Genomic DNA, 24,270 nt, shown 5'->3' with positions numbered 1-24,270 from the left:
TAGAATTGTTATCTTTGTTTCTTACTCAAAAATCAAAAGTATACATGGGTTTAGTCACTGCTAAAGAAGTTGCAAAAGCAATAAAAGCTGATAAATACGGGGTTTTCGGAACTTTTTGTGGCTGGCTATTAATGAAGGCTTTACAAATTTCGACACTCAATAAAATCTATGACCGAAACAAACATTTAAGCGAAGTGGAGTTTCTGAATGCGATACTCGATGAATTCGAAATCAAGTTCGAAATCCCGGAAGAAGATTTTAAACGATTACCAAAAGACGGTGCCTATATTACCATTTCCAATCATCCGCTCGGAGGAATTGATGGTATTTTGTTATTGAAATTAATGCTGGAAAGAGAACCGAATTTCAAAATCATAGCCAACTTTTTACTGCACCGCATCGAACCGATGAAACCGTATATCATGCCGGTGAATCCGTTTGAAAATCATAAAGATGCCAAATCGAGCGTCATCGGAATTAAGGAAACCTTGCGCCACCTAAGCGATGGCAAACCGTTAGGGATGTTTCCGGCCGGGGAAGTTTCTACCTATAAAGACGGCCAATTAGTGGTGGATAAAGATTGGGAAGAAGGCGCTATCAAGGTCATTCGAAAAGCTCAAGTACCGGTGGTTCCGATTTATTTTCACGCCAAAAACAGTCGCTTTTTCTATTTGTTATCCAAAATAAATCCAACACTCCGTACGGCCAAACTGCCTTCGGAACTGTTGACCCAAAAAGGACGCGTCATCAAAGTGCGTATTGGAAAACCTATTTCCGTTGCAGAACAAAACGAACACAAAAGCATTGAAGAATACTCTGAATTTTTGAGAAAGAAGACTTATATGTTGGCCAATTCTTTCAACAAAGAAAACAATATTTTTGATCCCCAAAACCTCAATCTGAATCTGAATTTAAAACCGACGAAGAACCCAAAACAAATTGCCACACCGGCCAATCAGGAAAAAATGGTGGCCGAAGTGGATAAGTTAAGAGCCGCTGATAGTAGATTATTGCAAAGTAAAAACTATGAAGTGTTCTTTACCGAAGCGGATAAGATTCCGAATATACTGCACGAAATTGGGCGATTGCGAGAAGTCACTTTCCGCGAAGTAGGCGAAGGAACCAACGAATCTATCGACTTAGACAAATACGACCAATACTACCATCACATGTTTTTGTGGGATGATGAAACCAAGCAAATTGCCGGTGCGTATCGCATGGGGTTGGGTTCTGAAATTTTTCCGAAATATGGTATGGAAGGATTTTACCTCAACGATCTGTTCCGTTTTGAACCCGAATTGCATGAGATGATGCATAATTCCATTGAAATGGGACGCGCTTTTATCATTAAGGAATACCAACAAAAACCAATGCCGCTGTTCTTACTTTGGCGAGGCATCATTCACACTACATTGCATTATCCGGAGCATAAATTCTTGTTAGGCGGCGTAAGCATTAGCAATCAGTTTACGGAATTCTCTAAATCGTTGATGATTGAGTTTATGAAGTCTAATTATTACGACCCATACATTGCACAATATGTGCATCCGAAAAAGGAGTTCAAAGTAAAGCTGAAAGATGCCGACAAGGATTTTATTTTTGATGAAGCCGAAGCCGATTTGAATAAATTTGACAAGATTATTGATGAACTCGAACCGGGGAATTTGCGCCTTCCGGTATTGATAAAAAAATACATCAAACAAAATGCGCGCTTGGTGGCGTTCAATGTTGACCCTTTATTCAACAACGCTATTGACGGATTGATGTACATTCGAATTGCCGATATTCCGGAAAGCACCATGAAACCGGTGATGGAAGAATTTCAAGCGGAACTCGAACGAAAAGAAAAGAACTATAAATAGGCATAAAAAAAGCAACTCAATGAGTTGCTTTTTTGTTATTCTTTATCCACTAATTCCTTAAACGTTTTCCAGTCTTTTTCGGTTATGGATTCTTTGTTTTTTAGCTTTTTGCCTTTGATATAATCCAAGATATATTTGGCGCGTTCTTCTGATTCCGGGTGATCGGCAATCCAGCTCATCCCGTCCGGCATTTTGCTTTCCTGCGCCATTTGATACATAAAATCGGCCATAGGTTTTGGATCGATGTGTGCTTTGATCATATAGTCCACACTAGTGATATCGGCTTCTTTTTCTAGTTTTCTGTCATAAGCAGAAGACGTAAGTGTTTTTAGAATTTCTCTGGCCACTTGCCCTCCTTTGCTACCACCGGCAGCCGTTAACAAAACCGAATAGCCAATTTCTTTAGACAATTTTTTCATCACGTGGTTTTTTTGGATGTGTCCAATTTCGTGACCCAAAACACCTTGTAATGCTTCTTGTCTTTTGCAATCTTCTATCAATCCTGTGTACACCACTAAATGATTATTCGGCAAAGCAAAAGCATTGATTACATCTTTTTTCACGATATGAATCTTTAACGAATCCCTTTCTATATCATTCGCTTTGCACAATGGGTTGATTAATTTATCCAATGTTTTAACAATCGTATCGTTGGTCACCACATTTTCATTATCGGCGATTTGATTCCAAATCATGTCGCCTAGTTTGTTTTCCATGTTTTGAGTATGCTCCCGAACTTTGAAAAACTTCATGAAATCCAGTTGCGAAAATCCGAACCAAATCACAAAAAATCCTGCTACGATAAGCAATCCCTGTAAAAGTGTTTTCTTGATCATTAGGCTTTACAGATTAAGTTAGTAACGTTTCCGAAGAATAAAAACTCCACATGTTTCCCTTTTCGGGTTTGTACAGCCGCATAAATGGTAGAGAAAATCTCCAGCAAATTGAATATGATTACCGTAAAAATATAAGCAAAGTATTGATTGCTTGCTTTTTCATCGGAAAACAAAACGGAAATCGTCCACCAGAAACTGGCGCTGTTAATTCCTAAAAGTGCTAACTGCGAAAATAAAGCCTGAGTACAATGCCAACGCACATAATAGGTTCCTTTTCTATTGGCTAAATAGAAGAAAAATGTGGCCAGCAAATTGATAATCGGCAACGGCAATCCGGCAATGAGCGCCACCAAAGACATCAAATAACTATTGGATGCTTTCTCGCGTTCGTGTTCGCCCGGTTTGTAGGCAAAAATGGTTTCTTGTATCATAGATTTTTATATATATTCCAAATCCAATTGAGCAGTACTAAGAGAATTAGAATCGAGGCGAGCCAAGGTTTTCTGATAGTAGCTTCTGTTTTTTTATACCAAGTATAAAAGGTTTCTTTTTTTAAAATAATATCGGTTAAAATCCAAAAGGGACATAGCGTCATGATGACAGCAACAACTATTCCAAAAGGATTCAACAGTACCGATTCAATAATTTTTCCTTGCAAAAGCAAAGCAACTGCTCGGGTGGTACCGCAAGACGGACAAGGATAGCCTGTCACATTTTTGATGATACACACTCGAACAGTGTCACTTTGTAAAGTATGAATATGATAAAACAGATAACTAAATCCGGCCAAACAAGCTATAAGCAACAAGGAATATAACTTATTTCGGGTCATCTATTAATAGAATGTATTTTGGAAAATCTCCATGTTTTTCTCACGGGTAGCACCCATGATTAAGAACCAGTCAACGATGGCCCAGATCCCTAATCCGCCACACGTTAACAGTTTTCCAACACCCATTCCGGTATCGCCAATCATAAAACGGTCGATACCTAATTGACCTCCAAGTAAGGATACAATTAAGGATGTGGTTGGTTCTTTGAATTGAAGTGTTTGTACTAATCCCCATTTGGATTCGTCCAAGCTTAATAATTTTTCTCTAACAGCATTCAGATGATGGCTTTCGAAATATTTGGCGTTCATCATCATGAACATGTCCACTTTTTGTGCTTCCATAATACGTTTAATTTTGGGTTATGTTAATTGATGGCTCTAATATATAAAATTCTTATAAAAAAATACGTTTCGTCAAAAAACAATTCCAAAATATTACAGGGCATTCACGTCTGTAGGTTCCCAAAGCTCAATCTTATTCCCCTCCGGATCTAATATCCAACCAAATTTTCCATAACTGTGGGATTCCATTTCGCCTACAATCGTAACGCCTTCTTCCTTTAAAGCCGCTAACAGCGCTTCCAAATCATGCACTCGGTAATTGATCATAAAGGGTTTTTCGCTTGGCGCAAAATACTTGGTGTTAGCCTCAAAAGGCGACCATTGCGTAGCGGCATCATTACCATCCTGGTCCTTCCATCTAAAGGTCCAACCATAATCGTTTACCGGAATTCCGAGATGCGTGGCATACCAATCTCTAATCGCTTTCGGGTCTTCACTTTTGAAGAAAAACCCACCCAAACCTGTTACTCTTTTTAAATCTTTATTGCTCATTTTTTTCTTTTTTATAAAATAATGTTACTGCCAATAATAGCAAAATGCCTTCCACCGTGAAGAAAAATAAATGATTAAAAACTTCCTGAGCGATATAGCTACAGCCCAATCCGAAAGCAATTAATCCTATACTTACATACAAAACCTGCACTCTGGCCACGTGTTTTCCCTCCAAAATGGGTTTGGCCAAAAAGAACATCCAAATACTGGAAAGCAACATCATGATAGACGAATACAGCCAAATCATTTGCATCCCCTGAGTGGCTTCTCCGCTGATTTCGCCTTTTCGAATGTGTTCCAAAACAGCAGGGAATCCAAGGAAAGCGTGGGGAATGAATTGCAGGAAGGTTACTATTCCCACAATGACAACTAAGTAATAGCTAACTTTATTCATATAGTTTAATTATTTTATCCACTATGGTCTGCGCTAGTTTTTGATGACTTTCAAATGTCCAGCCGGCGATGTGTGGCGTTAGTAAAACATTTTCGGCTTGGAGTAAATACTCAAAAGCTTTAGGTTTTTCGGTATCGATAAAAAGATTTTCAAAAGACAGCTTCTCATATTCCAACACGTCCAATCCGGCACCAAGAATTTTCCCGGATTCCAATGCTGCGACCAAATCATCCGTCACTACATTTTTTCCGCGTGAGGTATTGATGAACCAAAACGGTTTGGCGAATGCCTGGATAAAATTGGTGTTAATCATTTTATCGGTTTCCGGTGTCCAGGGAATGTGCAAACTCAATACATCTGCTTTGGCTTGCAATTCAGAAAGGGAAACCTGCTTCGCATTGGCATCGCCTAGATTGGGAAGAATATCATAGCACAACACTTCCACATCAAAACCGCGAAGTTTTTTGGCAAATGATTTTCCCATATTGCCATAACCAATCAGCCCAATGGTTTTCCCCTCCAGTTCATAACCACGGTTGCCTTCGCGAATCCATTTGCCTTCGCGCACCAAACGGTCGGCACGATTTAATTTATTCATTAAAGATAAAAGCATTCCCAAAGCATGTTCGCCTACAGCATTTCTGTTTCCTTCCGGGGCGGCAATGAGGTGAATTCCTTTTGCTTCGGCATAATCGCAATCAATACTTTCCAAGCCAGCACCAACGCGGGCAATAAATTTCAGATTAATGGCTTTGTCTAAAAAGGCTGCATCCATTTTAAATCGGCTGCGGATAACCACGCCATGATAGTTGTGAATTTTAGCTTCGATTTCGGATTTCGATGAAGTAAAATCGGCTTCGTTTTGAAAACCGGCCTGTTCCAATTGTTCCCACAACAAAGGATGATTGCTGTCGATGTGGAGTATTTTAGTGTCTTTACTGGACATAGTTGTGTGTTGAAAAAGTAAAGATACTATTTATTGAAAGACAATAAAAAAAGCCGACAGATTTCTCATGTCGACTTTTACAACTAACTAAAAAATTCAATTATTTTTCTAAAATGCGGGTAACGGTTCCTAGCATGACATTGGCTCCAATCGCTAAATCTTCATAAGAAGCATATTCCAACGGATTGTGGCTGATACCGTCTTTGCAACGCACGAATATCATTCCGTAATCGCAAGCGTAAGACAACGCCAGTGCATCGTGGAACGGACCACTCATCAGTTCAATTTCATCCAAGTCTAATTTTTGACATTCGTCATGAATAATTTCCTTAATCCAATCGGCACAATAACGTGGATCACTTTTAGTGTCTTCTGAGATTTCGTAAGTCAATTTATGTTTGGCACAAATAGCCTCTATTCTATCCCGAAGTTGTTTCTCATAGCGGTTTCTTCTGTCTAAATCGATATCTCGCAAATCAACGGTAAAGGTTACTTCTTCCGGAATAATATTTCTCGACGCTGGAAAAATTTGCAACGTCCCTACGGTTCCCACGGTTGGATTTCCCGGAACTTGTGTTGCAATTTCGTTGACAGCGATAATGATTTCGGCAGCTCCTACCAAAGCATCTTTTCGAATTGGCATGGGAACAGAACCAGTGTGCCCGGCCATTCCTTTGAGTTTGACAGTCCACCAAAGCGGTCCCGAAATTCCGGAAACCACGCCAATCGGTTTGTGTGCCAAATCTAAAATGGGACCTTGTTCAATATGCAATTCCAAAAAGCAAAAAATGCTTCCTTGTTTATATTCAGAATCTTTGAATTTGGTGATATCACAGCCAAAATCCTTTAAAGCCTGACCACGAGTGATGCCGTCTTTATCGGTGCGTTCTAATTCGCCTTCTTCCAGTTTTCCTAAAATGCCTCGCGAACCGAACAACCCTTTATTAAAACGCCAGCCTTCTTCATCGGCAAACGAAATGACTTCAATGCTTCTTTCCGGAACGATGCCGTTATCGTGCAAGGTTTTCACCACTTCAATAGCGCATAACACGCCGGCCACACCATCAAAACGGCCGCCATAGGGTTGGGAATCTAAATGGGAACCCATCATCAAAACGGGGAGCTCAGGATTTTTGCCTTCTAGTCTTCCGATAAGATTTCCGAAATTATCAATGCGAACAGTCATTCCGGCTTCTTTCATCCAGGAACTGGCGATTTCAAATCCTTGCTTTTCCAACTCAGTATGCGCAGGACGACAAGTTCCGGTTTCACCGATTTTACCTATCAGACTCATCGCTTCGAAATGCTGTTGCAATCGGGCAGAATTAATCTTCATCTTAATGATCGTTTAAAGGTCTTCCTTCTCTTTGCCAGTCTTTCCAGTTCACATATTCCGGAGCCACACGGTGGACTTCCATAGTGATGCATTCATCAACCGGGCAAACTAATTTGCACAAATTACAACCCACACATTCTTCTTCTTTTACCGTGTAATTGTTATATGGATTTCCTCTTTCGACATTAATCGATTGGTGTGAGGTATCTTCACAAGCGATATAACACAAACCACAGTGGATACATTTGTCTTGATCAATTTTCGCGATATGATGGTAGTTGATGTCCAAATCTTCCCAATGGGTGATTTTTTCTACGGATTTACCAATGAAATCGGTCGTTTTTTCGAATCCTTTTTCGTCCATCCAGTTGTTCAAACCTTCGCACATGTCTTCTACAATACGGAAGCCATGGTTCATCGCAGCGGTACAAACCTGCACAGATGTCGCTCCCAACAACATGAATTCTACTGCATCTTTCCATGTGCTAACGCCTCCAATTCCTGAAATCGGAACTCGGGAAGCAATTGGATCTTGTGCTACAGTGGTTAGCATTTTTAAAGCGATTGGTTTTACGGCCGGACCGCAATACCCACCAAAAACGCTTTGTCCGGCCACATACGGATTCGGCACCAAAGTATCTAAATCAATTCCGGTTACACTTTGAATCGTGTTGATTAAACTCAACGCGCTAGTTCCGCCTTGCACTGCAGCCTGCGCTGTTGGCACCACCGAATGTACATTTGGCGTAAGCTTGGTAATTACGGGAATTGTTGCTTTTTCGATTACCCATTCGACTACCATTTTGGCAATTTCAGGATCTTGTCCGACGGCGGCTCCCATGCCTCTTTCGGTCATTCCATGTGGGCAACCAAAGTTTAATTCAAATCCCATCGCTCCGGCATCTTCGGCTTTCATGATTAAATCATGCCATGATTTTCGGTCGTTGTCTGCCATAAGCGAAACAATCATAGCCCTGTCCGGGAACATTTTTACCACTTGTGTAATTTCTTTTAGATTGATATCCAAAGGTCGGTCACTGATTAATTCGATGTTGTTAAAACCCATCATGCGTTTTCCACCATAATTCACTGATGAATAACGTGACGAAACGTTCTTAACTTGCGAGCCTAGGGTTTTCCATACTACGCCGCCCCAGCCGGCTTCAAAAGCACGGACAACGTTGATCAATTTATCGGTTGGTGGTGCACTGGCCAGCCAAAATGGGTTGGGTGATTTTATGCCTAAAAAATCGGTTGATATATCTGCCATAATCTTAATTGTTGAAGGTTGGTTTTAATTCGGATTCGATGATGTAATCCGGGGAAATAATGTGTTTTAAAATCGCTGCGGCTCCGTCTTTTCCGGCTTGCACCGCATCGACTACTTCTCTTCCACCGTTTACGCAATCGCCACCGGCAAAAACTCCAGCCATCTTAGCAGCCGATTTCCCGTTTACTGCAATTTTCCCATTATTGTTTTCGATGTTATTAGCATTCACTAAAGATTGGAAAGGCATTTGCCCAGCCGCTTTGATGACCATGTCTACATCAAGCGTAAAGGTTTCTCCGGAAGCTATCGGACTTCTTCTTCCGCTCGCATCGGGTTCTCCCAATTTCATTACATCGCAAACCAGTTGAGTCACTTTCCCGTTGTTTCCAAGGATTTCTTTTGGAGAGGCTAACCAGGTGATTTTGCAACCATCTAATTTGGCAATGTCTAATTCTTTTTGAGTACACGGCATTTCTGCTTGCGTTCTTCGGTAAACCAAAGTCACTTCAGAAGCGCCTAATCTTTTAGCTTGAGTCGCTGCATCAATCGCAGTCATTCCCATTCCGATTACGGCTACTTTATCGCCCACAGCAATTTTAGAATAGTCATTATCTCTTAATTCGTAAATGAATTTGATGGCATCTTCTACTCCTTCCAAATGCTCGCCCGGAATGTCCAATTGGCGCGCCATTCCTACACCAAATGCCATATAAACCGCGTCGTAGTTTTTTTGTAAATGTTCTAAAGTCACATCTTTGCCAAATTCCTGATTGTATTTGATTTCGATGCCGCCAATAGACATAATATAATTTACCTCATCTTCGCAGAATTCCGGCGTTACTTTGTAAGCTGCAATTCCGTATGTCATTAATCCTCCGCCTTTGGCTTCTTTTTCATAAATCGTTACATCGATTCCTTCGCGGCTCAAGGTGTGAGCGCAACTCAATCCGGCTGGACCGGCTCCTACAATCGCTACTTTTTTACCTTTCGAAGGTTTTCTATCAAATAGTTGCCATTTGTTATCCATCGCTTTTTCGGTAGAATAACGTTGCAAACGCGCAATGTTAATAGGTTCTTCGTGCATCATATTATAGACACAAGCTCCTTCACAAAGTTTTTCAACCGGACACACTTTACTGCATCCTGCTCCCATAATATTGGAAGCAAAAATAGTATGCGCCGAACCTTTGAGGTTGTCGGTGGCGATTTGTTTGATGAATTTCGGAACATTAATCGAGGTTGGGCACGACTTCATACAAGGTGGGTCGTAGCAGAACAAACAACGGTTGGCTTCTGTCAGCGCAGCATCTCTGGTTTCAAAAGGCGGGTGAATATCGGCAAAGTTTTCCTGATATTCCGCCGAGGTTAATCGGTTATTTTTTATGCTCATATTTTGGTTGGTTTATTATCTTAATTATATTTCTTGTTTCTTAAGGTGCTGTGATTTCTCCATAGGTTTCGGGTCTTCGGTCACGGTAGAATTGCCATTTCCCACGGATTTGTTCTATTAAGTCTAAATCGAATTCCGCTACCAATAATTCATCTTTATCTTCGGAAGCACAAGCGATGATTTCGCCTAATGGATTTACGAAGTATGACGTTCCGTAGAAGCGTCCGAGATTCCATGGTTTTTCAATTCCCACTCGGTTGATGCAACCCATGAAATAGCCATTGGCGACGGCGTGTGCCGGTTGTTCCAATTTCCATAAATTTTGGGATTGTCCAACGGTGGTGGCTGAAGGATTATATACGATTTCGGCGCCATTTAATCCTAAACATCTGGCGCCATCTGGGAAATGACGATCGTAGCAAATGTAAACGCCAACTTTGGCATATTTCGTTTGGAAAACAGGATACCCTAAATTCCCGGGTTTAAAGAAAAATTTTTCCCAAAAACCTCCCGTTTGCGGGATGTGGTTTTTGCGGTATTTGCCCAAATACGTTCCATCGGCATCAATGACAGCGGCGGTATTGTATAAAACACCGGCTTGGTCTTTTTCATACACCGGAACAACAATTACCATGTCATATTTTTTGGCATACACCTGCATTCTTTCTGTGGTTGGACCAGGCACACTTTCTGCCGAAGCATACCAAGCGCTGTCTTGCCCGGGGCAGAAATACGGCGTGTTGAAAATTTCCTGAAAACAAAGAATCTGAACGCCTTGCCTTCCCGCTTCTTCAATATAAGGAATGTGCTTTTGCAGCATCGCTTCCATAATTTCGGGAATCGTTCCTTCGCCTTCGGTTTTGGCCAAACTCAATTGGATTAACCCTGATTTTACTATTCTTGCCATAGGATTATATTTTTCCTTGTACTTTATTTCGTTTTACAAATTGACCGTAGCCTTTTTGCACTTTACACTCGTTATTGTCAATGACCACAGTACCGCGAAGCAAAACGGTTTTTACTTTTCCTTTCAATTCCCAACCTTCATAACCGCTATAATCTACGTTCATGTGATGCGTTTTGGCAGAAAGCGTATGTTTTTCATTAGCATCAAATAGCACAATATCAGCATCGCTTCCTATGGCAATGGTTCCTTTTTTCGGGAACATCCCAAAGATTTTTGCCGGATTCGTACAAGCTACTTCTACATATTTATTCAAAGTAATTCTGCCTTTGTTAACGCCTTCGCTGAAAAGCAATTCCATTCGGTTTTCAATGGCTGGATGCCCGTTTGGGATTTTGGAGAAATCGTCTTTCCCCATCAGTTTTTGTTCCCACATAAACGGACAATGGTCGGTGGCAACCACCTGAACCAAACCTTGATTTAATCCTGCCCAAAGTGTTTCCTGATCTTTCTTTTCGCGCAATGGTGGTGACATTACCCATTTGGCCCCTTCAAAATTTTGTTCGTACAAACTCGCATCCAAAATCAAATACTGAATACAGGTTTCCACAAATACATTTTGATTTCTTCTTGTGGCATTGCGCACTGCGTTCAAAGCGCCTTCACAAGTAAGATGCACAATGTAACCCGGGCAACCTGTATAATTGATCATGTCGACAAAACGTTCGCTGGCTTCGGCTTCGGTCACTTCGGGTTGTGATAAGTAATGATATAATGGAGAAAGCTTTCCTTCTTCTTTATGTTTTTGGATTAGGTAATCAATCATATCGCCATTCGTAGCATGAACGTTAATTAAACCGCCATGCTTTTTAACTTCTTCCTGAAGACCAATCATTTGACGGTCGTCAATCATCAGCGCTCCTTTATACGCCATAAAAGTCTTGAAAGACGTGATGCCTTCGACTTCTATAAAATGCTGAATTTCCTTTTTGGTTTCGTCATTGAAATCGGTCACCGCCATGTGGAAACTGTAATCGCCCACTGCATTGTTATCGCTCCTGCCTTTCCATTCCTGAAGCGCCGATTGCAAACTTTTACCTTGGGTTTGCAGAATAAAATCAATCACGGTTGTGGTTCCGCCATATAAGGCAGCACGCGTTCCGGTTTCGTAATTATCACTGCTATAGGTTCCCATAAAAGGCATATCCAAATGCACGTGAGGATCGATTCCACCCGGCATGACTAATTTTCCTGTGGCATCAATTACTTCCTCAGCAGTCACATTTAAGTTTTTACCAATCGCCGCAATCGTTTCCCCTTCTATATAAATATCAGCCACATAATCATCGGTAGCTGTTATAATTCTTCCGTTTTTAATTAAGATGCTCATGTTATTTTTTATTTTTCATTAAAACCCAATACACAATTCCGCTAATGCCGAAGCCTACAAACCAAGCGTAGTGATACAAGCCCGAAATCCATTCCGGAAAAACGGTTGCATCGACTACTTTTATGGTTAGTAAAAAGCCCGGAACATTGGGGAGAATTCCAAGGAGTAATGCCCAAATCGCTTTGGTGTTAAAGCCTTTGGAAAAACTGTAAACTCCTTTAGAGTTGTATAAATCATCCACGACCAAAGTCTGTTTTCGGATGAAATAATAATCGACGATCATGATACCGCCGACAGGTCCGAGTAAACTCGAATAACCTACCAACCAAGTAAAAATATAACCCGTTGGGTCGGCAATCAATTTCCATGGAAATATCAAAATTCCGATAATTCCAGTGATATAACCACCTTTTCTAAAATCGATTTTGGAGGGTGATAAATTGGCAAAGTCATTCGCCGGACTAACAATGTTTGCCGCAATATTCGTGGCCAAAGTGGAAATCGCCACGGCTATCATGGCAATGCTTACTAATAATTTGCTATCAAACTTTCCGGCTAAAATCACAGGATCCCAAATGGTCGTTCCGAAAACAATGGTCGTTGCTGAAGTTACTACCACGCCAACAAAAGCGAACATGGTCATCGACGTTGGCAAGCCGTAAATCTGTCCTTTTATTTGGGCTTTTTGGGATGTTGCATATCTTGTAAAATCGGGAATATTTAAAGACAGTGTCGCCCAAAAACCTACCATTCCGGTTAAAGCCGGAAAGAAGAAATGAAAGAAATCGACTGAATTGGTAAACTTAGAATGCGTTTCCAAAATGGGTCCTAAACCATGTGCCGCGCTAATCGCCCAAAACAAAAGTGCCAGAGCTGCGACCGGTAAAAAGATGGCTTTGAATACCAACAATTTCCGGATGCTCTCTACACCTAAATACACTACATACATATTGAGCAGCCAAAACAGGAAAAAGCAAATCGCTGGTCCAGTTTGTAAGCCAAAAGATTCTGGGAAAACTTGTGGCAAGGTCTCTATTGATGGAATCCACAAATGCACCATCTGATATATGGCAAATCCACCAATCCAGGTTTGAATTCCGAACCAACCGCAAGCCACAATGGCTCGAAGCATCGCCGGAATATTGGCTCCAGCTGTTCCAAAACTCGCTCTGGCAAATACCGGAAAAGGGATTCCGTATTTGGCTCCCGCATGACCGTTTAAAATCATTGGAATCAGTACGATTGTATTTCCTAAGAATATCGTCAAAATCGCCTGCCACCAATTCATGCCGCCTTCAATCAAAGAACTCGACAGCATATAGGTCGGGATACAAAGACTCATGCTAATCCAAAGAGCAGCATAATTCCAGGTGGTCCAGGTTCGTTTTTCATTCGATACAGGAGCCAAGTCTTCACTATACAAAGACGAGTTTGTATGATTTAGGTTTTCGGACATGTGTTTGATTTTATACTAAAGCAGCGTCAGAAATTTTTAAGGCTTCACTGATGATGGCTAAACCTTCATCAATTTGCGCTTCCGTGACGCATAAGGGTGGTGCGATAAAAATGTACCCCCAACGCACAAAAGTGTACATGCCCAATTCACGGATTTTACCTGCAATGGCATTCGATACTTTTAAATCATCACCAGCGCCGTTATATGGAGAAATCAATTCGCTTGTAGCTTTGCTTTTTAAGACATCCAAACAGCCCAACAATCCTGTGTTACGGAATGTTCCCATACTTGGATGTTGCGCTCTCATGGCTTCAATTCTGGATTCCAGATAGACTCCCATTTTTCGGGTATTTTCTATAAGTCTGTCACTTTCGTAGATATTGATTACGGCTAAAGCTGCAGCTAATGCTACCGGATGACCATTGTAAGTCAAACCAATCATCATTGGAGTAGCTTCAAATTTAGCGGCGATTTTATCGGACACCATCAAACAGCCTAACGGCAAATAAGAGGCGGTTAAACCTTTGGCCATGCAAACCATATCGGGAACAATGTCGTGGTTTTCGAAACCGAACCATTTTCCAGTTCTTCCGAATCCGCTCATTACCTCATCGGCAACGAACAAGATTCCATATTTTTCACATAGCGCTTTTACGCCTTTTAAGTAGCCTTTTGGATAATGCAAACAGCCCGAAGAACCGCTTTCGCCTTCAAAAATAAAGGCTGCGATATTGGTTTTACCTTCTAAATGAATGACTCTTTCTACATATTCTAAACTTAGATTTAACTTGGTCGTTTCGTCTAAATCTTTCATGCCAAAGAAATAATACGGATCATCTAAATGTACCGCATTGGGCATTTGTTGGGAATCGTTGGCTAATTTTCTCGGATCGCCACCCACGGTCATTCCGCCAATGGAGCCTCCGTGAAACGCTCTGTATCTTCCTATGATTTTATGTCTTCCGGTGTACAATCTTGCCAATTTGATAGCATTGTCAATAGACGATGTTCCGCACAAGGTGTAGAATGCTTTGTTCAAATCGCCCGGACAGATTTCAGCTAGTTTTCTAGAAAGCTTCGCTCTGATTTCTGTCGTACAACTTGGTGTCACAAAACTTACTTTTTGCATTTGCTCCACCACAGCATCGGTAACTCTTTGGTCACCATGACCAATATTTACGGACATTAGTCCTGAAGAAAAATCAATAATTCGGTTGCCGTCATAATCGTATAAATACACGCCTTCAGCTCTTTCTATCGCTATTGGATTGACACTTCCTTGTGCTGACCAGGAAAATAAACTGAATTCTTTGCTGTCGCTTATGATTTGTTCTTTGGTCAATGTTTGTTCTTTTGTAATCATTTCAATTGTATTTTATTAGCTCATCCAGTTCACACCAGCTTCCGCATTCCATTTAATAGTGCTCTTTTTCAATTTGGTCCAAAACTCTATCGAGCTTTTTCCAGTGATGTCGCCAACTCCGAATTTACTTTCGTTCCAACCGCCAAAACTGAAGGGTTCTCTTGGTACTGGAACACCCACGTTTACTCCTATCATACCAGCACTGGCTTTGTCAATAATATAACGCGCCATGCCACCATTTTGCGTGAACACACTTGCGGCATTTCCATATGGATTTTTGTTTTCGATAGCCAAGGCTTCGTCTACCGTATTGGTTCTGATAATGGAGATTACCGGACCGAAGATTTCTTCTGTCGCCACACTCATTTCTGGCGTTACGAAGTCGATTACCGTTGGTCCTACGTAGGTTCCGTTTTCTTTTCCGGCTACTTTAGTGTTTCTTCCGTCTACTAATATTTCGGCGCCGTCTTTTTCGGCTTGCGCAATGTATTTTTCAATTCGTTCTTGTGAAGCTTTATCGATAACCGCTCCTAAATTTACACCCGGAACAATTTTGCGGGCTTCGTCACAAATTTTGGCCACAATAGCATCTACATTTCCGACACCAATCATAGCCGAAGCCGCCATACAACGTTGTCCGGCACAGCCTGACATGGAAGCGGCCACGTTTTGTGCCGTCATCTCCGGAATAGCATCCGGTAATACCATTAAGTGGTTTTTGGCTCCGCCCAACGCTAAGCATCTTTTTAAATTTTGAGTCGAACGTTGGTATACAATTTTCGCCACTTTGGTTGAACCTACAAAGGAAACGGCTTCGATATTGGGATGGTCGCAAATGGCATTTACAATATCCACATCGCCATGAACGACATTGAAAACACCGTCCGGCAAGCCGGCTTCTTTTAATAATTCGGCCAAACGACCACAGCTTAATGGCACTTTTTCAGAAGGTTTGATAATCATGCAATTTCCTAAAGCAATCGCATTGGGAATCGTCCAGTTAGGCACCATCGATGGAAAGTTAAACGGCACAATGGAAGCCACAACTCCTAACGGAACGTGCTCTGTACGACATTCCACTCCGCGGCTTACTTCTAATAATTCACCGGTAATTAATTGTGGTAATGAGGTGGCAAACTCAGTAAGTTCGATACATTTTTCGATTTCGGCTACAGATTCTCCGTAAGTTTTTCCGTTTTCTTCACTGCAGAGTTCTGCCAGTTCTTTCAGGTTTTTTTCCAATAACGCTTTGTATCGGAAAAAGACTTGTACCCTTTCCTTAATAGGCGTTTTGCTCCAGGCTGGAAAAGCGGCTTGTGCTGCTTTTACGGCATGGTCTAAATCTTTGGCACTGGATAAAGGGACTGTAGATAAAAAACTCCCGTCTAAGGGAGAGATGACATTTAAAGTTTGTGTTGTTGTTGACGGGACGAACTGCCCATTGATGTAATTCTGAATTGCTGAATATTTCATTTAAATTATTATTATTTTACAAATATTTTAATAAAAGTAATAACAAATATAGAATAAACAAATTTTAGTAATGAATTATTATCATTTTGGTAATTTTAGCAGAAATTAATAAGCATTTTCAACAATTGAAATTCAAAAACTTTAAAACTAAAAGCCTACGAAAGCAAAAACCCTGTCTTTTGAGGACAGGGTTTCTAATAGTATTTAGGGGAATAAGCATTATTCGATAATAAACTTCACGGTTTTGGAAGCTCCTCCGGCTGTTGCTTTTCCAAAGTAAACTCCGGCCGAAAGCTGGTTACAATCTACTGTTTGAATCGCATCGTTGATTGTTGTTTGCTCAACCATCCTGCCTTGAGCATCATAAATCATAAAAGTAGCCGCATCCGAAAGGGAGGAATGGTAATTGAGTTTTAGTTGTTTGCTCTGAACCGGATTAGGGGAAACCACTAAAGAGACTTGATTGTCATCAAAAGTATTTGTTCCCAAATTTGGAGTAGTCAGCCATATTATAGCATTCATTAACAATATTTGATGATTGCCGGCAGCGTCAGCAATATAACCGTTATATAATGTATCCCCGGTATCTCCGGTTCCGTCATCCGGAATGGAGCTATCACCAATGGCTACTACTTTTCCGGCTTGGTATGTAGCTTGTGCCACCATTACATTAGCTGTTCCTGAATTACTCGCCCCTGTTTTATAAATCAGTCCTCTCACACTGCTATTAGAAGTGGTATTCAATGTCATCGTCGTTCCGTTAGACCATTGTGCTTTGGTTACATTTCCTTTGACACCATGCAAAATTGGATTGGTTGGCAAGCTAGCCACATTCGTTGTGGTTTGACTAAAATTGGCCAAATCAAATTGAATTCCGAAAGGATCGGTTTGAACTGAATTATTTAATAACAAATCATTCCAAATGTCTGGCGAATCATATCCGTCATTATTTCTATCGGAAATGGTATGATCTGATATCATCATTAGACCGCCGCCATTTTTTACAAAATTCACTATTGCATCTCTTTCGCTGGCCGAAAAAAGCATGTTAGGTTCATCGACTACAAAAACATTATAATTACTAAGGTCTTGTGCATTGCTGCCAACACCATAAGTAATTTGGGCATTAAACGGTAATGATTCAACCGTGTAACCTTGTTTCGCACAATCTACAGCCCAGTAAGACAAAGCCCCTTGCCAATAATCTTCTGTCGTGGCAGCTGTAATTCCGGATTGTGCCGGAGTAGGATACCGTTGCGGATTTGAAGCTCCGGTACTTCCAGTGCTGGCGTAAGGCAGATGTGTTGTGCTATTAAAATAAATATTATGAGCATCGGCGTCAATTACCCAATCGGCACTACCGGCCATTTCGGCTTTAGTAGCGTCAAACAATATTTTTACTTGAGCTAATCCAGTAAAATTAACCAGCAAACCCAATAGCAATGTGTAGTTTATTTTCATTTTTATTTTTTTAATACCGCGAACTTTATATAACATCTCGACCTTTTAAAACCCTAATACAATATTGCATTAAAATATAAAAGCTTGTAAAAATAACAAATAGCTGTTCTCTTTCATCACATCTTAACAAGTAACAATTCTGATGGCACAAATAAAAAATCTGTAACTTAGCCTTCTAATCAACGAAAACCAATCAATGAAAAACGTTAAAATTTCACTGCTGGCGGCAGTAATACTGCTGGTTTCCTGCAGCAAAAAAGAAGAACTTGTTTCAGGTATCAATAAAAAAAATATGGATACCAAAGTAAATCCGGGCGATAATTTTGCCAATTATGTAAACGGTACTTGGCTAAAGAAAACCAAAATTCCGGCAGATAAAGCTTCTTATGGTGCTTTTGATATGTTATACGATCAATCGCAAAAAGATGTGAAAGCCATTATTGAAGAAGCCGCAAAAGGAAGCAATGCAGGAGGCAGTGATGAGCAAAAAATTGGCGATTACTATGCTTCTTTTATGAACAGAAAAGAGCGTGATGCTAAAGGAATTTCCCCTATTCAACCCGAATTAAAAAACATAGATGCTATTGCAAATTGCACAGATTTGGCGGCCTATTTTGGTAAAGCTAACCGAACCGGCGTTGCCATTCCTTTACAAATATCTGTTTATACCGATTTTAAAAATCCAAAAGCCTACACGCTTATCACATGGCAAGGCGGATTAGGGCTTCCGGAAAGAGAATACTACCTTTCTCCTGAAGCTAAAATGGCGGACATCCGTAAAAAATATGTAGCGCATATCGAAAGCATGTTGAAATTATCCGGAATGGAAAATCCGGCGGAAAGCGCAACCAAAATCATGGCACTCGAAACTACATTGGCTACCCATCACATGAAAAAAGAGGAAACTCGCGATGTGGTTAAATTATACCATAAATATGCTACTGCCGATTTAAAAACACTGATGCCTGATTTCGATTGGACTGCTATGTTTAAAAATGCCGGCATTGACAAAGAAAAAAATATCGTAGTAACCCAAGTGGAATATACTAAAAGTCTAAATGACATTATCAAAAACACTCCTATTGATACTTGGAAAACCTATCTGAAATGGGGATTGATTAACAAATCGGCTTCCATTTTAACCACTACATTAGACAAACAAAATTTTGAGTTTTACGGCAAAACATTATACGGAACCGAAAAACAAGAAGAAGATTGGAAACGCGCTGTAAGCACTGTCAATGGTGGTTTAGGTGAAGTGGTTGGTAAAGTTTATGTTGAAAAACACTTTTCTCCGGAAGCCAAAGAACGCATGACCAACATGGTGAAAAACCTATTGAAAGCCTATGCCGAAAGCATTAAAAAATTAGACTGGATGAGTGCTGAGACCAAAAAACAAGCACTAGCTAAAGTTGATAAATTCATGATAAAAATTGGGTATCCTGACAAGTGGAGAGATTATTCTTCGCTCAAAATTGTCAAAAGCGATTTGTATGGCAATACGCAAAGAGCCACGGAATATGAATACAAAAGAAACCTTGACAAACTTGGAAAACCGGTTGACAGAACCGAATGGGGTATGACACCACAAACGGTAAATGCCTACTACAATCCATCCCTTAATGAAATCGTATTTCCTGCCGCTATTCTGCAACCGCCTTTCTTTGATTTAAATGCGGACGATGCTGTAAATTATGGTGGAATCGGAGCTGTAATTGGTCACGAAATTGGTCATGGATTTGACGACGAAGGAAGTGCATTTGATGGTGATGGTATGATGAAAAATTGGTGGACACCTGCCGATTTAACCGCTTTCAAAGCCAAAACAAAAGCATTAGTCAATCAATATAGTAGTTTTAAAGCCTTCCCGGATTTAAATGTTAATGGTGAATTTACTTTGGGTGAAAACATCGGTGATTTAGGCGGATTGAGTATTGCTATCAAGGCCTACAAAGAAAGTCTAAATGGTAAAGAAGCTCCGGTTATGGATGGATTTACTGGTATGCAACGTGTTTTCTTGGGTTGGGGACAAGTATGGGGAGAGAAATCTCGAGAAGAAGCATTACGAAGCCAAATTGCCGGAGACCCACACTCGCCAGCTAAATTTAGAATTAACGGAGTAGTACGTAATGTTCCTGAATTCTATGAAGCTTTCAAAATTAAACCAACCGATTCGCTTTATTTGGCTCCCGACAAACGGGTTAAAATTTGGTAATCTTTTATAATTAATCTTTAAGCCCGGCAGCAATGTTGGGCTTTTTTAATTAAGTTTGAAAAACGAATCCATTACACAACCATATCCTGAAAAACATGAACCTAAAGAACACTCTTTTACCGCTTATTACTTCAGTTCTCATCAGTATTCCCGCTGTGATGCACAGCCAGATTGCGATTACTAATGTAGGTGAAATAGCGAAAATAAAACAAGGAACTACTTTCTTTGCCATGAAAGATCCCAACTCTCCCAAAGTCAAAGAATATGTAGATATCATCAAAAAAACCTGGAACTTCTCAAAAGTGGAATGCATCAAATACACCGATGTGGAAAAAAATATAGCGCCCAATAACAGCTTTGTAACTGTTGGCGGCAACATGACAAGTGTAAGTACCATGGGCGGCAGCAACGCCGATTATTCCAACACGCATCTCTACTTCGAACTTTGGACTAGTGATGGCAGCTTTGTATATGATCCTAAAAAGAGAAAACATTTCGATGACAAAAATAAAATTCAAATCGCCCGATTGGAACTTTTTACCGATTTTGCCACACTGGTAACTCCGAGCTATTTATACCGCTCTGATTATGATGGTGCCGGGCACATCAGAAACTGGAGTCCGGGAATTTTAAAAAACTACATTCAATGCTTAACGGCTTATCTCAACAAAGGAGCAGAGCGCAAATTATATGATGAAACCCTGAATAAAGATGCCTTGAAAAAACTTAGCACCGAAACACTTTTTGTGCCTAATTATGTATTGACCAAGTTCAACAAATTCACCGGCGATGAAACCAAACAGCACGAAGAAAAAGACATTTTTGAAGACTATACTTTAAAATACCAACTGATTTCAAATGCCGAGTTGAGCACCAAAATAACAACCGAAACGACTCCTTTTTATTATTTGCTTTACATTAAAAGCAGCACCGATAAATTTGTCAGCGTTTTCAATTCAGCTACCGGAGAAATGATTTATTCGGTTTACACCACGCTTTCTTATAATTTAAAGTCTTCTGATTTAAAAGATTTACAAAAAGCCGTTCAGAAAAAATAATTTTCCCAGAATAGTAAACACAAAAGCCACAGCAAAATCTTTGTTTGTGGCTTTTCTCTTTTGGGACAACTTATGATTTACACAAAAAACACCCTTGTTTTTTTAAACATTCCAAAAGAAGCAGGAGTTTATTATTAAATAGATAAAAATCACAACACACCCCCAATAAATTACAAATATTCTATTCAAAATTTATGCTATTTTATATTTTTACCTAATAAAAAACAGGGGTAAATATAAAATATATAAAAATGAAATTAGAAAAGCGTTGGGTAATCGCCTTTGTCATCATAACGATAGTAGCCCTAACCGGATTGGTTTGGCCTCATCAATCTGCTGAAAACAATTCTGATTTTAATGCTGTTAACACCATTAATTTTGCCGATGTAGCCTGGCTTTTAACAGCATCCTGCCTAGTGTTGTTAATGACTCCCGGTCTTTCGTTTTTTTATGGCGGTATGGTGGGCAAGAAGAATGTCATTTCCACCATGCTGAAAAGTTTTATTTGTCTGGGTGTTGTTAGTTTGCTTTGGGTGGTTGTCGGATTTTCATTGTCCTTTGGCAGCCCGATAGGCCCAACACTAAACGGGATACATTACGGCGTTATTGGCAATCCGGCGGATTTTGCTTTCTTTAATTATGTAGAAATGCAGCCTCACAAAGCCATGGCTTCTACGATTCCCTTTATTTTATTTGCTCTGTTTCAAATGAAATTTGCTGTCATAACACCGGCCATCATCACCGGCGCACTTGCGGAACGCATCCGTTTTATTTCCTTTTTGCTCTTTATTTGTTTGTTTACCGTTTGTATTTATGCTCCTTTGTGCCACATGATTTGGCATCCTAATGGTTTGTTGGGAAGTTATTTTGGTGTCAAAGATTTTGCGGGTGGAACGGTCGTTCACATGAGTGCCGGATTTGCTGCTTTGGCTGGTGTTTTAGTTTTGGGCAAGCGGAAAAATAGCGAACACATTCCCACCAACATTCCGTTTGTATTGTTAGGAACCGGAATGCTTTGGTTTGGTTGGTTCGGATTTAATGCCGGCTCTACTTTGGCGGCCAATGCTACCGCAGCTATGGCTTTTGCCACCACCACTATTTGCTCCGCTTCAGCTATGCTTACCTGGGTGTTTTTTGACCGAATGAACGGTAGAAAAGTATCGGCGCTTGGCGCTTGTATTGGTGCTGTTGTTGGATTAGTTGTTATTACACCCTCCGCAGGGTATATTACCATTCCGCAAAGTATGTTTTTCGGATTCATTGGCGCCATTGTTTCCAATAAAATGGTGTATTGGAAAAAACTAAAACAAATTGACGACACCCTTGATGTGTTTGCCTGTCATGGTGTAGGTGGAATCATGGGAATGATCCTGACCGCTATTTTTGCGCAAGGCACTAATGCCAGTTTGTTACACGGTGGCTGGACTATTTTCAGTCATCATATGATAGCGCTTTTGTTGGTGTCTGTTTTTACTTTTGGTGGCGCTTATGTATTGTTTCTTGTTACCAATAAAATAATCCCCATCAGAGTCTCGGAAGAATCGGAAGTTCTTGGTTTGGATTTGTCGCAACACGGAGAGCAATTTTAGAAGACCCCCTTATTCTTCTACCAAAATGGCGGCCAAAGTATTGTCTCGGTCATAAATGTCTTTGTAGAAATGAATGGTGCCTTCATCATCCACCCAAGCGGTGAAATACCCAATATGCACCGGGATTTTATTTTTGAGCGTGTACCAGGATTCTTTTCCTTTATTCATGGCAGCTTCTATTTTTTCAGTTGTCCAATTAGAGTCATCCTGCAATATCAAACCAGCTAATTCTTTTGGTTTGGCTACCCGAATACACCCATGACTGAAGGCTCTTTTTTCTTCATTAAACAATCCTTTGGAAGGCGTATCATGCAAGTAAATATTGTTGTTATTGGGAAACAAAAACTTAATCAGACCCAGTGAATTATCAGGCCCAGGCTTTTGTCGGATATTGCCTTTGTACCACTCCATGTTGTGTTTTGCCAGATAGTTTTTGTTTTTGGCGATAGCGGGCAGAATTTCTTTTTCGACTATGCTTTTAGGTACATTCCAATAAGGACTGAAAACTATATAACTCATCATCCCGCTGAAGATAACCGTTTTGTTCATCGTATTGCCAACCACAACATTGGAAACCAAAGCTACCTTGCCATTTTTAAAATACGTCAGTCGATACGACGGGATATTCACCACGATGAATTCTCTGGCTTTGGTGACATCAGTCGAAATCCATCGGCAGCGTTCCATATTGACAATGATAGTTTTTATGCGGTCGCTGACCGGCACATTCATCTCGTTTATATGCTTAGCTACAATAACTTTATCGGACGCAAAACCATTTCGATTTTCATATTTCAAAAAGCCGTTCTGAAGCTCTTCATCATAAACAGCGCTCTTGGAGTCGGAAGCAATATCGCCCGTCAAAAACAACCGTGTTCTAATTTGAGCCACAAGCGACGAACTGTCTTTTGGCTTTAGGGCTTTGAAATCAGCAGGAACTGTTATCGTGCTCCAACCTCCATTCTTTTCGATGGTTCTATACCGCTGTAAAACATTTTTAAGTTTATAATATTGTCCTATCAATGGTTCTTTCTTATCTATCAAAGTAGGATCAACCAACAAAGAATCTAAATAGGAAACATAGGATTGTTTTTTTCTGGGCAAATACCAACCCAATTCGTTCAATTTGCTGTCGTCAATGCCCCGAAGTGCTTTGTTGATATAAAAAAAATAGTAATTAGACAGGAATAATTCGGTTTCAATATTGGGTTTTGCTGATTCCGTTTGAAACAAAGCATCTAAAGTTTCTTTATAAGGAACAACGGCATCAATGCCTTCTTCGTGCAGATTATTAATTCGATTATAAATCACATCTGCGGTTTCTTTTCTTCCTTTTTGGTCAAACCAAACAAAATCATACTGATGGTTTTGATACAAGTCAACTACTTGTTTTTTGTATAAAATCAGTTTCGGATATTTAGCATAAAAGGAAGTTACCAAAGTGCTGTCAAAGGAAACAACCAATGTCTTGGGATGATTTTTATTTGTTATACCACCGCTTTTTTTCTTGTCACAAAACCAACTGGTCAAAGAAAACCCCAAAGCCAATAACACTAATAAAATACCTAATAGTTGTTTTCTTTTCATTCCAATTTTTTATTTACACTATAAAATTACAAAAACTACCGCCATATTAAATCAATAGCAAATAGTATCTTTAC

At 40.2% G+C, this 24,270-nt stretch carries 21 protein-coding genes; 4 read left to right on the top strand and 17 right to left on the bottom strand.

Annotated features, from left to right (window positions below):
• Positions 1–44: 44 nt before the first annotated feature.
• Positions 45–1,862, top strand: coding sequence for a lysophospholipid acyltransferase family protein (locus tag V7D82_RS01215; protein ID WP_333599187.1), 1,818 nt, complete (start codon positions 45–47; stop codon positions 1,860–1,862).
• 35 nt (positions 1,863–1,897) lie between these two features.
• Here V7D82_RS01215 and V7D82_RS01210 read toward each other — a convergent pair whose 3' ends face one another.
• From V7D82_RS01210 to V7D82_RS01135, 16 genes are all read right to left on the bottom strand, one after another.
• Positions 1,898–2,698, bottom strand: coding sequence for a M48 family metallopeptidase (locus V7D82_RS01210; RefSeq protein WP_333599145.1), 801 nt, complete (start codon positions 2,696–2,698; stop codon positions 1,898–1,900).
• Positions 2,698–3,129, bottom strand: coding sequence for a DUF4870 domain-containing protein (locus tag V7D82_RS01205; RefSeq protein WP_333599144.1), 432 nt, complete (start codon positions 3,127–3,129; stop codon positions 2,698–2,700). Before V7D82_RS01205 ends, V7D82_RS01210 begins: the two co-directional genes overlap by 1 nt.
• Positions 3,126–3,530: a DUF2752 domain-containing protein gene (locus V7D82_RS01200; RefSeq protein ID WP_333599143.1), complete on the bottom strand. Its 405-nt coding sequence runs from the start codon at positions 3,528–3,530 to the stop codon at positions 3,126–3,128. The genes V7D82_RS01205 and V7D82_RS01200 overlap by 4 nt, the downstream gene beginning before the upstream one ends.
• 3 nt (positions 3,531–3,533) lie before the next feature.
• Entirely contained in the window at positions 3,534–3,872 is a 339-nt protein-coding gene (locus V7D82_RS01195; protein ID WP_333599142.1) for a TM2 domain-containing protein, read from the bottom strand.
• Positions 3,873–3,965: 93 nt separating this feature from the next.
• Positions 3,966–4,364: a VOC family protein gene (locus tag V7D82_RS01190; protein ID WP_333599141.1), complete on the bottom strand. Its 399-nt coding sequence runs from the start codon at positions 4,362–4,364 to the stop codon at positions 3,966–3,968.
• A complete protein-coding gene (locus V7D82_RS01185) occupies positions 4,354–4,758 on the bottom strand; it encodes a hypothetical protein (protein ID WP_333599140.1) in 405 nt (134 codons plus the stop codon). The genes V7D82_RS01190 and V7D82_RS01185 overlap by 11 nt, the downstream gene beginning before the upstream one ends.
• Positions 4,751–5,704 carry a 2-hydroxyacid dehydrogenase gene (locus V7D82_RS01180; RefSeq protein WP_333599139.1) on the bottom strand — a complete coding sequence of 318 codons (954 nt, stop codon included), beginning with the start codon at positions 5,702–5,704 and terminating at the stop codon, positions 4,751–4,753. The genes V7D82_RS01185 and V7D82_RS01180 overlap by 8 nt, the downstream gene beginning before the upstream one ends.
• Before the next feature lie 100 nt (positions 5,705–5,804).
• On the bottom strand, positions 5,805–7,040 hold the full coding sequence (locus V7D82_RS01175) for a M20 family metallo-hydrolase (RefSeq protein ID WP_333599138.1): 1,236 nt from the start codon (positions 7,038–7,040) through the stop codon (positions 5,805–5,807).
• Position 7,041: 1 nt separating this feature from the next.
• Positions 7,042–8,310 carry an NAD-dependent dihydropyrimidine dehydrogenase subunit PreA gene (preA, locus tag V7D82_RS01170; RefSeq protein WP_333599137.1) on the bottom strand — a complete coding sequence of 423 codons (1,269 nt, stop codon included), beginning with the start codon at positions 8,308–8,310 and terminating at the stop codon, positions 7,042–7,044.
• A gap of 4 nt (positions 8,311–8,314) precedes the next feature.
• Entirely contained in the window at positions 8,315–9,700 is a 1,386-nt protein-coding gene (locus V7D82_RS01165) for an NAD(P)-dependent oxidoreductase (RefSeq protein ID WP_333599136.1), read from the bottom strand.
• A 40-nt stretch (positions 9,701–9,740) separates the two neighbouring features.
• Complete coding sequence (locus V7D82_RS01160; protein ID WP_333599135.1) at positions 9,741–10,607, bottom strand: nitrilase-related carbon-nitrogen hydrolase; 867 nt, start codon at positions 10,605–10,607, stop codon at positions 9,741–9,743.
• Positions 10,608–10,611: 4 nt separating this feature from the next.
• Positions 10,612–11,994: a dihydropyrimidinase gene (gene hydA / locus V7D82_RS01155; RefSeq protein ID WP_333599134.1), complete on the bottom strand. Its 1,383-nt coding sequence runs from the start codon at positions 11,992–11,994 to the stop codon at positions 10,612–10,614.
• Between the two features lies 1 nt (position 11,995).
• Positions 11,996–13,450: an NCS1 family nucleobase:cation symporter-1 gene (locus tag V7D82_RS01150; protein WP_333599133.1), complete on the bottom strand. Its 1,455-nt coding sequence runs from the start codon at positions 13,448–13,450 to the stop codon at positions 11,996–11,998.
• A gap of 10 nt (positions 13,451–13,460) precedes the next feature.
• Positions 13,461–14,813 (bottom strand): aminotransferase class III-fold pyridoxal phosphate-dependent enzyme, encoded by a 1,353-nt coding sequence (locus V7D82_RS01145; protein WP_333599132.1) that lies wholly within the window; start codon positions 14,811–14,813, stop codon positions 13,461–13,463.
• Positions 14,814–14,828: 15 nt separating this feature from the next.
• Entirely contained in the window at positions 14,829–16,286 is a 1,458-nt protein-coding gene (locus V7D82_RS01140) for a CoA-acylating methylmalonate-semialdehyde dehydrogenase (RefSeq protein ID WP_333599131.1), read from the bottom strand.
• A gap of 219 nt (positions 16,287–16,505) precedes the next feature.
• Positions 16,506–17,747, bottom strand: a complete 1,242-nt coding sequence (locus V7D82_RS01135) for a T9SS type A sorting domain-containing protein (protein ID WP_333599130.1) — start codon at positions 17,745–17,747, stop codon at positions 16,506–16,508.
• A 196-nt stretch (positions 17,748–17,943) separates the two neighbouring features.
• Here V7D82_RS01135 and V7D82_RS01130 point away from each other — a divergent pair, with 196 nt between their 5' ends.
• From V7D82_RS01130 to V7D82_RS01120, 3 genes are all read left to right on the top strand, one after another.
• On the top strand, positions 17,944–19,962 hold the full coding sequence (locus V7D82_RS01130; protein ID WP_333599129.1) for a M13 family metallopeptidase: 2,019 nt from the start codon (positions 17,944–17,946) through the stop codon (positions 19,960–19,962).
• Positions 19,963–20,057: 95 nt separating this feature from the next.
• Entirely contained in the window at positions 20,058–21,020 is a 963-nt protein-coding gene (locus V7D82_RS01125) for a hypothetical protein (RefSeq protein WP_333599128.1), read from the top strand.
• Between the two features lie 251 nt (positions 21,021–21,271).
• Positions 21,272–22,609 (top strand): ammonium transporter, encoded by a 1,338-nt coding sequence (locus V7D82_RS01120; RefSeq protein ID WP_333599127.1) that lies wholly within the window; start codon positions 21,272–21,274, stop codon positions 22,607–22,609.
• Positions 22,610–22,618: 9 nt separating this feature from the next.
• Here the strand turns inward: V7D82_RS01120 and V7D82_RS01115 are convergent, their stop codons facing one another.
• Entirely contained in the window at positions 22,619–24,196 is a 1,578-nt protein-coding gene (locus tag V7D82_RS01115) for a L,D-transpeptidase family protein (protein WP_333599126.1), read from the bottom strand.
• Positions 24,197–24,270 lie beyond the last annotated feature (74 nt).

Origin of the sequence: Flavobacterium sp., from assembly GCF_036741995.1 — a bacterium.
GTDB lineage: Bacteria > Bacteroidota > Bacteroidia > Flavobacteriales > Flavobacteriaceae > Flavobacterium.
The sequence above is the reverse complement of the archived record's forward strand: the minus strand, read 5'-3'. Positions and strand labels throughout refer to the sequence as shown.

Bases quoted from the DNA above. Each gene is read 5' to 3' on its own strand.
- V7D82_RS01215 (WP_333599187.1), top strand. From the start codon at position 45: ATGGGTTTAGTCACTGCTAAAGAAGTTGCAAAAGCAATAAAAGCTGAT.
- V7D82_RS01210 (WP_333599145.1), bottom strand. From the start codon at position 2,698: ATGATCAAGAAAACACTTTTACAGGGATTGCTTATCGTAGCAGGATTT.
- V7D82_RS01205 (WP_333599144.1), bottom strand. From the start codon at position 3,129: ATGATACAAGAAACCATTTTTGCCTACAAACCGGGCGAACACGAACGC.
- V7D82_RS01200 (WP_333599143.1), bottom strand. From the start codon at position 3,530: ATGACCCGAAATAAGTTATATTCCTTGTTGCTTATAGCTTGTTTGGCC.
- V7D82_RS01195 (WP_333599142.1), bottom strand. From the start codon at position 3,872: ATGGAAGCACAAAAAGTGGACATGTTCATGATGATGAACGCCAAATAT.
- V7D82_RS01190 (WP_333599141.1), bottom strand. From the start codon at position 4,364: ATGAGCAATAAAGATTTAAAAAGAGTAACAGGTTTGGGTGGGTTTTTC.
- V7D82_RS01185 (WP_333599140.1), bottom strand. From the start codon at position 4,758: ATGAATAAAGTTAGCTATTACTTAGTTGTCATTGTGGGAATAGTAACC.
- V7D82_RS01180 (WP_333599139.1), bottom strand. From the start codon at position 5,704: ATGTCCAGTAAAGACACTAAAATACTCCACATCGACAGCAATCATCCT.
- V7D82_RS01175 (WP_333599138.1), bottom strand. From the start codon at position 7,040: ATGAAGATTAATTCTGCCCGATTGCAACAGCATTTCGAAGCGATGAGT.
- preA (WP_333599137.1), bottom strand. From the start codon at position 8,310: ATGGCAGATATATCAACCGATTTTTTAGGCATAAAATCACCCAACCCA.
- V7D82_RS01165 (WP_333599136.1), bottom strand. From the start codon at position 9,700: ATGAGCATAAAAAATAACCGATTAACCTCGGCGGAATATCAGGAAAAC.
- V7D82_RS01160 (WP_333599135.1), bottom strand. From the start codon at position 10,607: ATGGCAAGAATAGTAAAATCAGGGTTAATCCAATTGAGTTTGGCCAAA.
- hydA (WP_333599134.1), bottom strand. From the start codon at position 11,994: ATGAGCATCTTAATTAAAAACGGAAGAATTATAACAGCTACCGATGAT.
- V7D82_RS01150 (WP_333599133.1), bottom strand. From the start codon at position 13,450: ATGTCCGAAAACCTAAATCATACAAACTCGTCTTTGTATAGTGAAGAC.
- V7D82_RS01145 (WP_333599132.1), bottom strand. From the start codon at position 14,813: ATGATTACAAAAGAACAAACATTGACCAAAGAACAAATCATAAGCGAC.
- V7D82_RS01140 (WP_333599131.1), bottom strand. From the start codon at position 16,286: ATGAAATATTCAGCAATTCAGAATTACATCAATGGGCAGTTCGTCCCG.
- V7D82_RS01135 (WP_333599130.1), bottom strand. From the start codon at position 17,747: ATGAAAATAAACTACACATTGCTATTGGGTTTGCTGGTTAATTTTACT.
- V7D82_RS01130 (WP_333599129.1), top strand. From the start codon at position 17,944: ATGAAAAACGTTAAAATTTCACTGCTGGCGGCAGTAATACTGCTGGTT.
- V7D82_RS01125 (WP_333599128.1), top strand. From the start codon at position 20,058: ATGAACCTAAAGAACACTCTTTTACCGCTTATTACTTCAGTTCTCATC.
- V7D82_RS01120 (WP_333599127.1), top strand. From the start codon at position 21,272: ATGAAATTAGAAAAGCGTTGGGTAATCGCCTTTGTCATCATAACGATA.
- V7D82_RS01115 (WP_333599126.1), bottom strand. From the start codon at position 24,196: ATGAAAAGAAAACAACTATTAGGTATTTTATTAGTGTTATTGGCTTTG.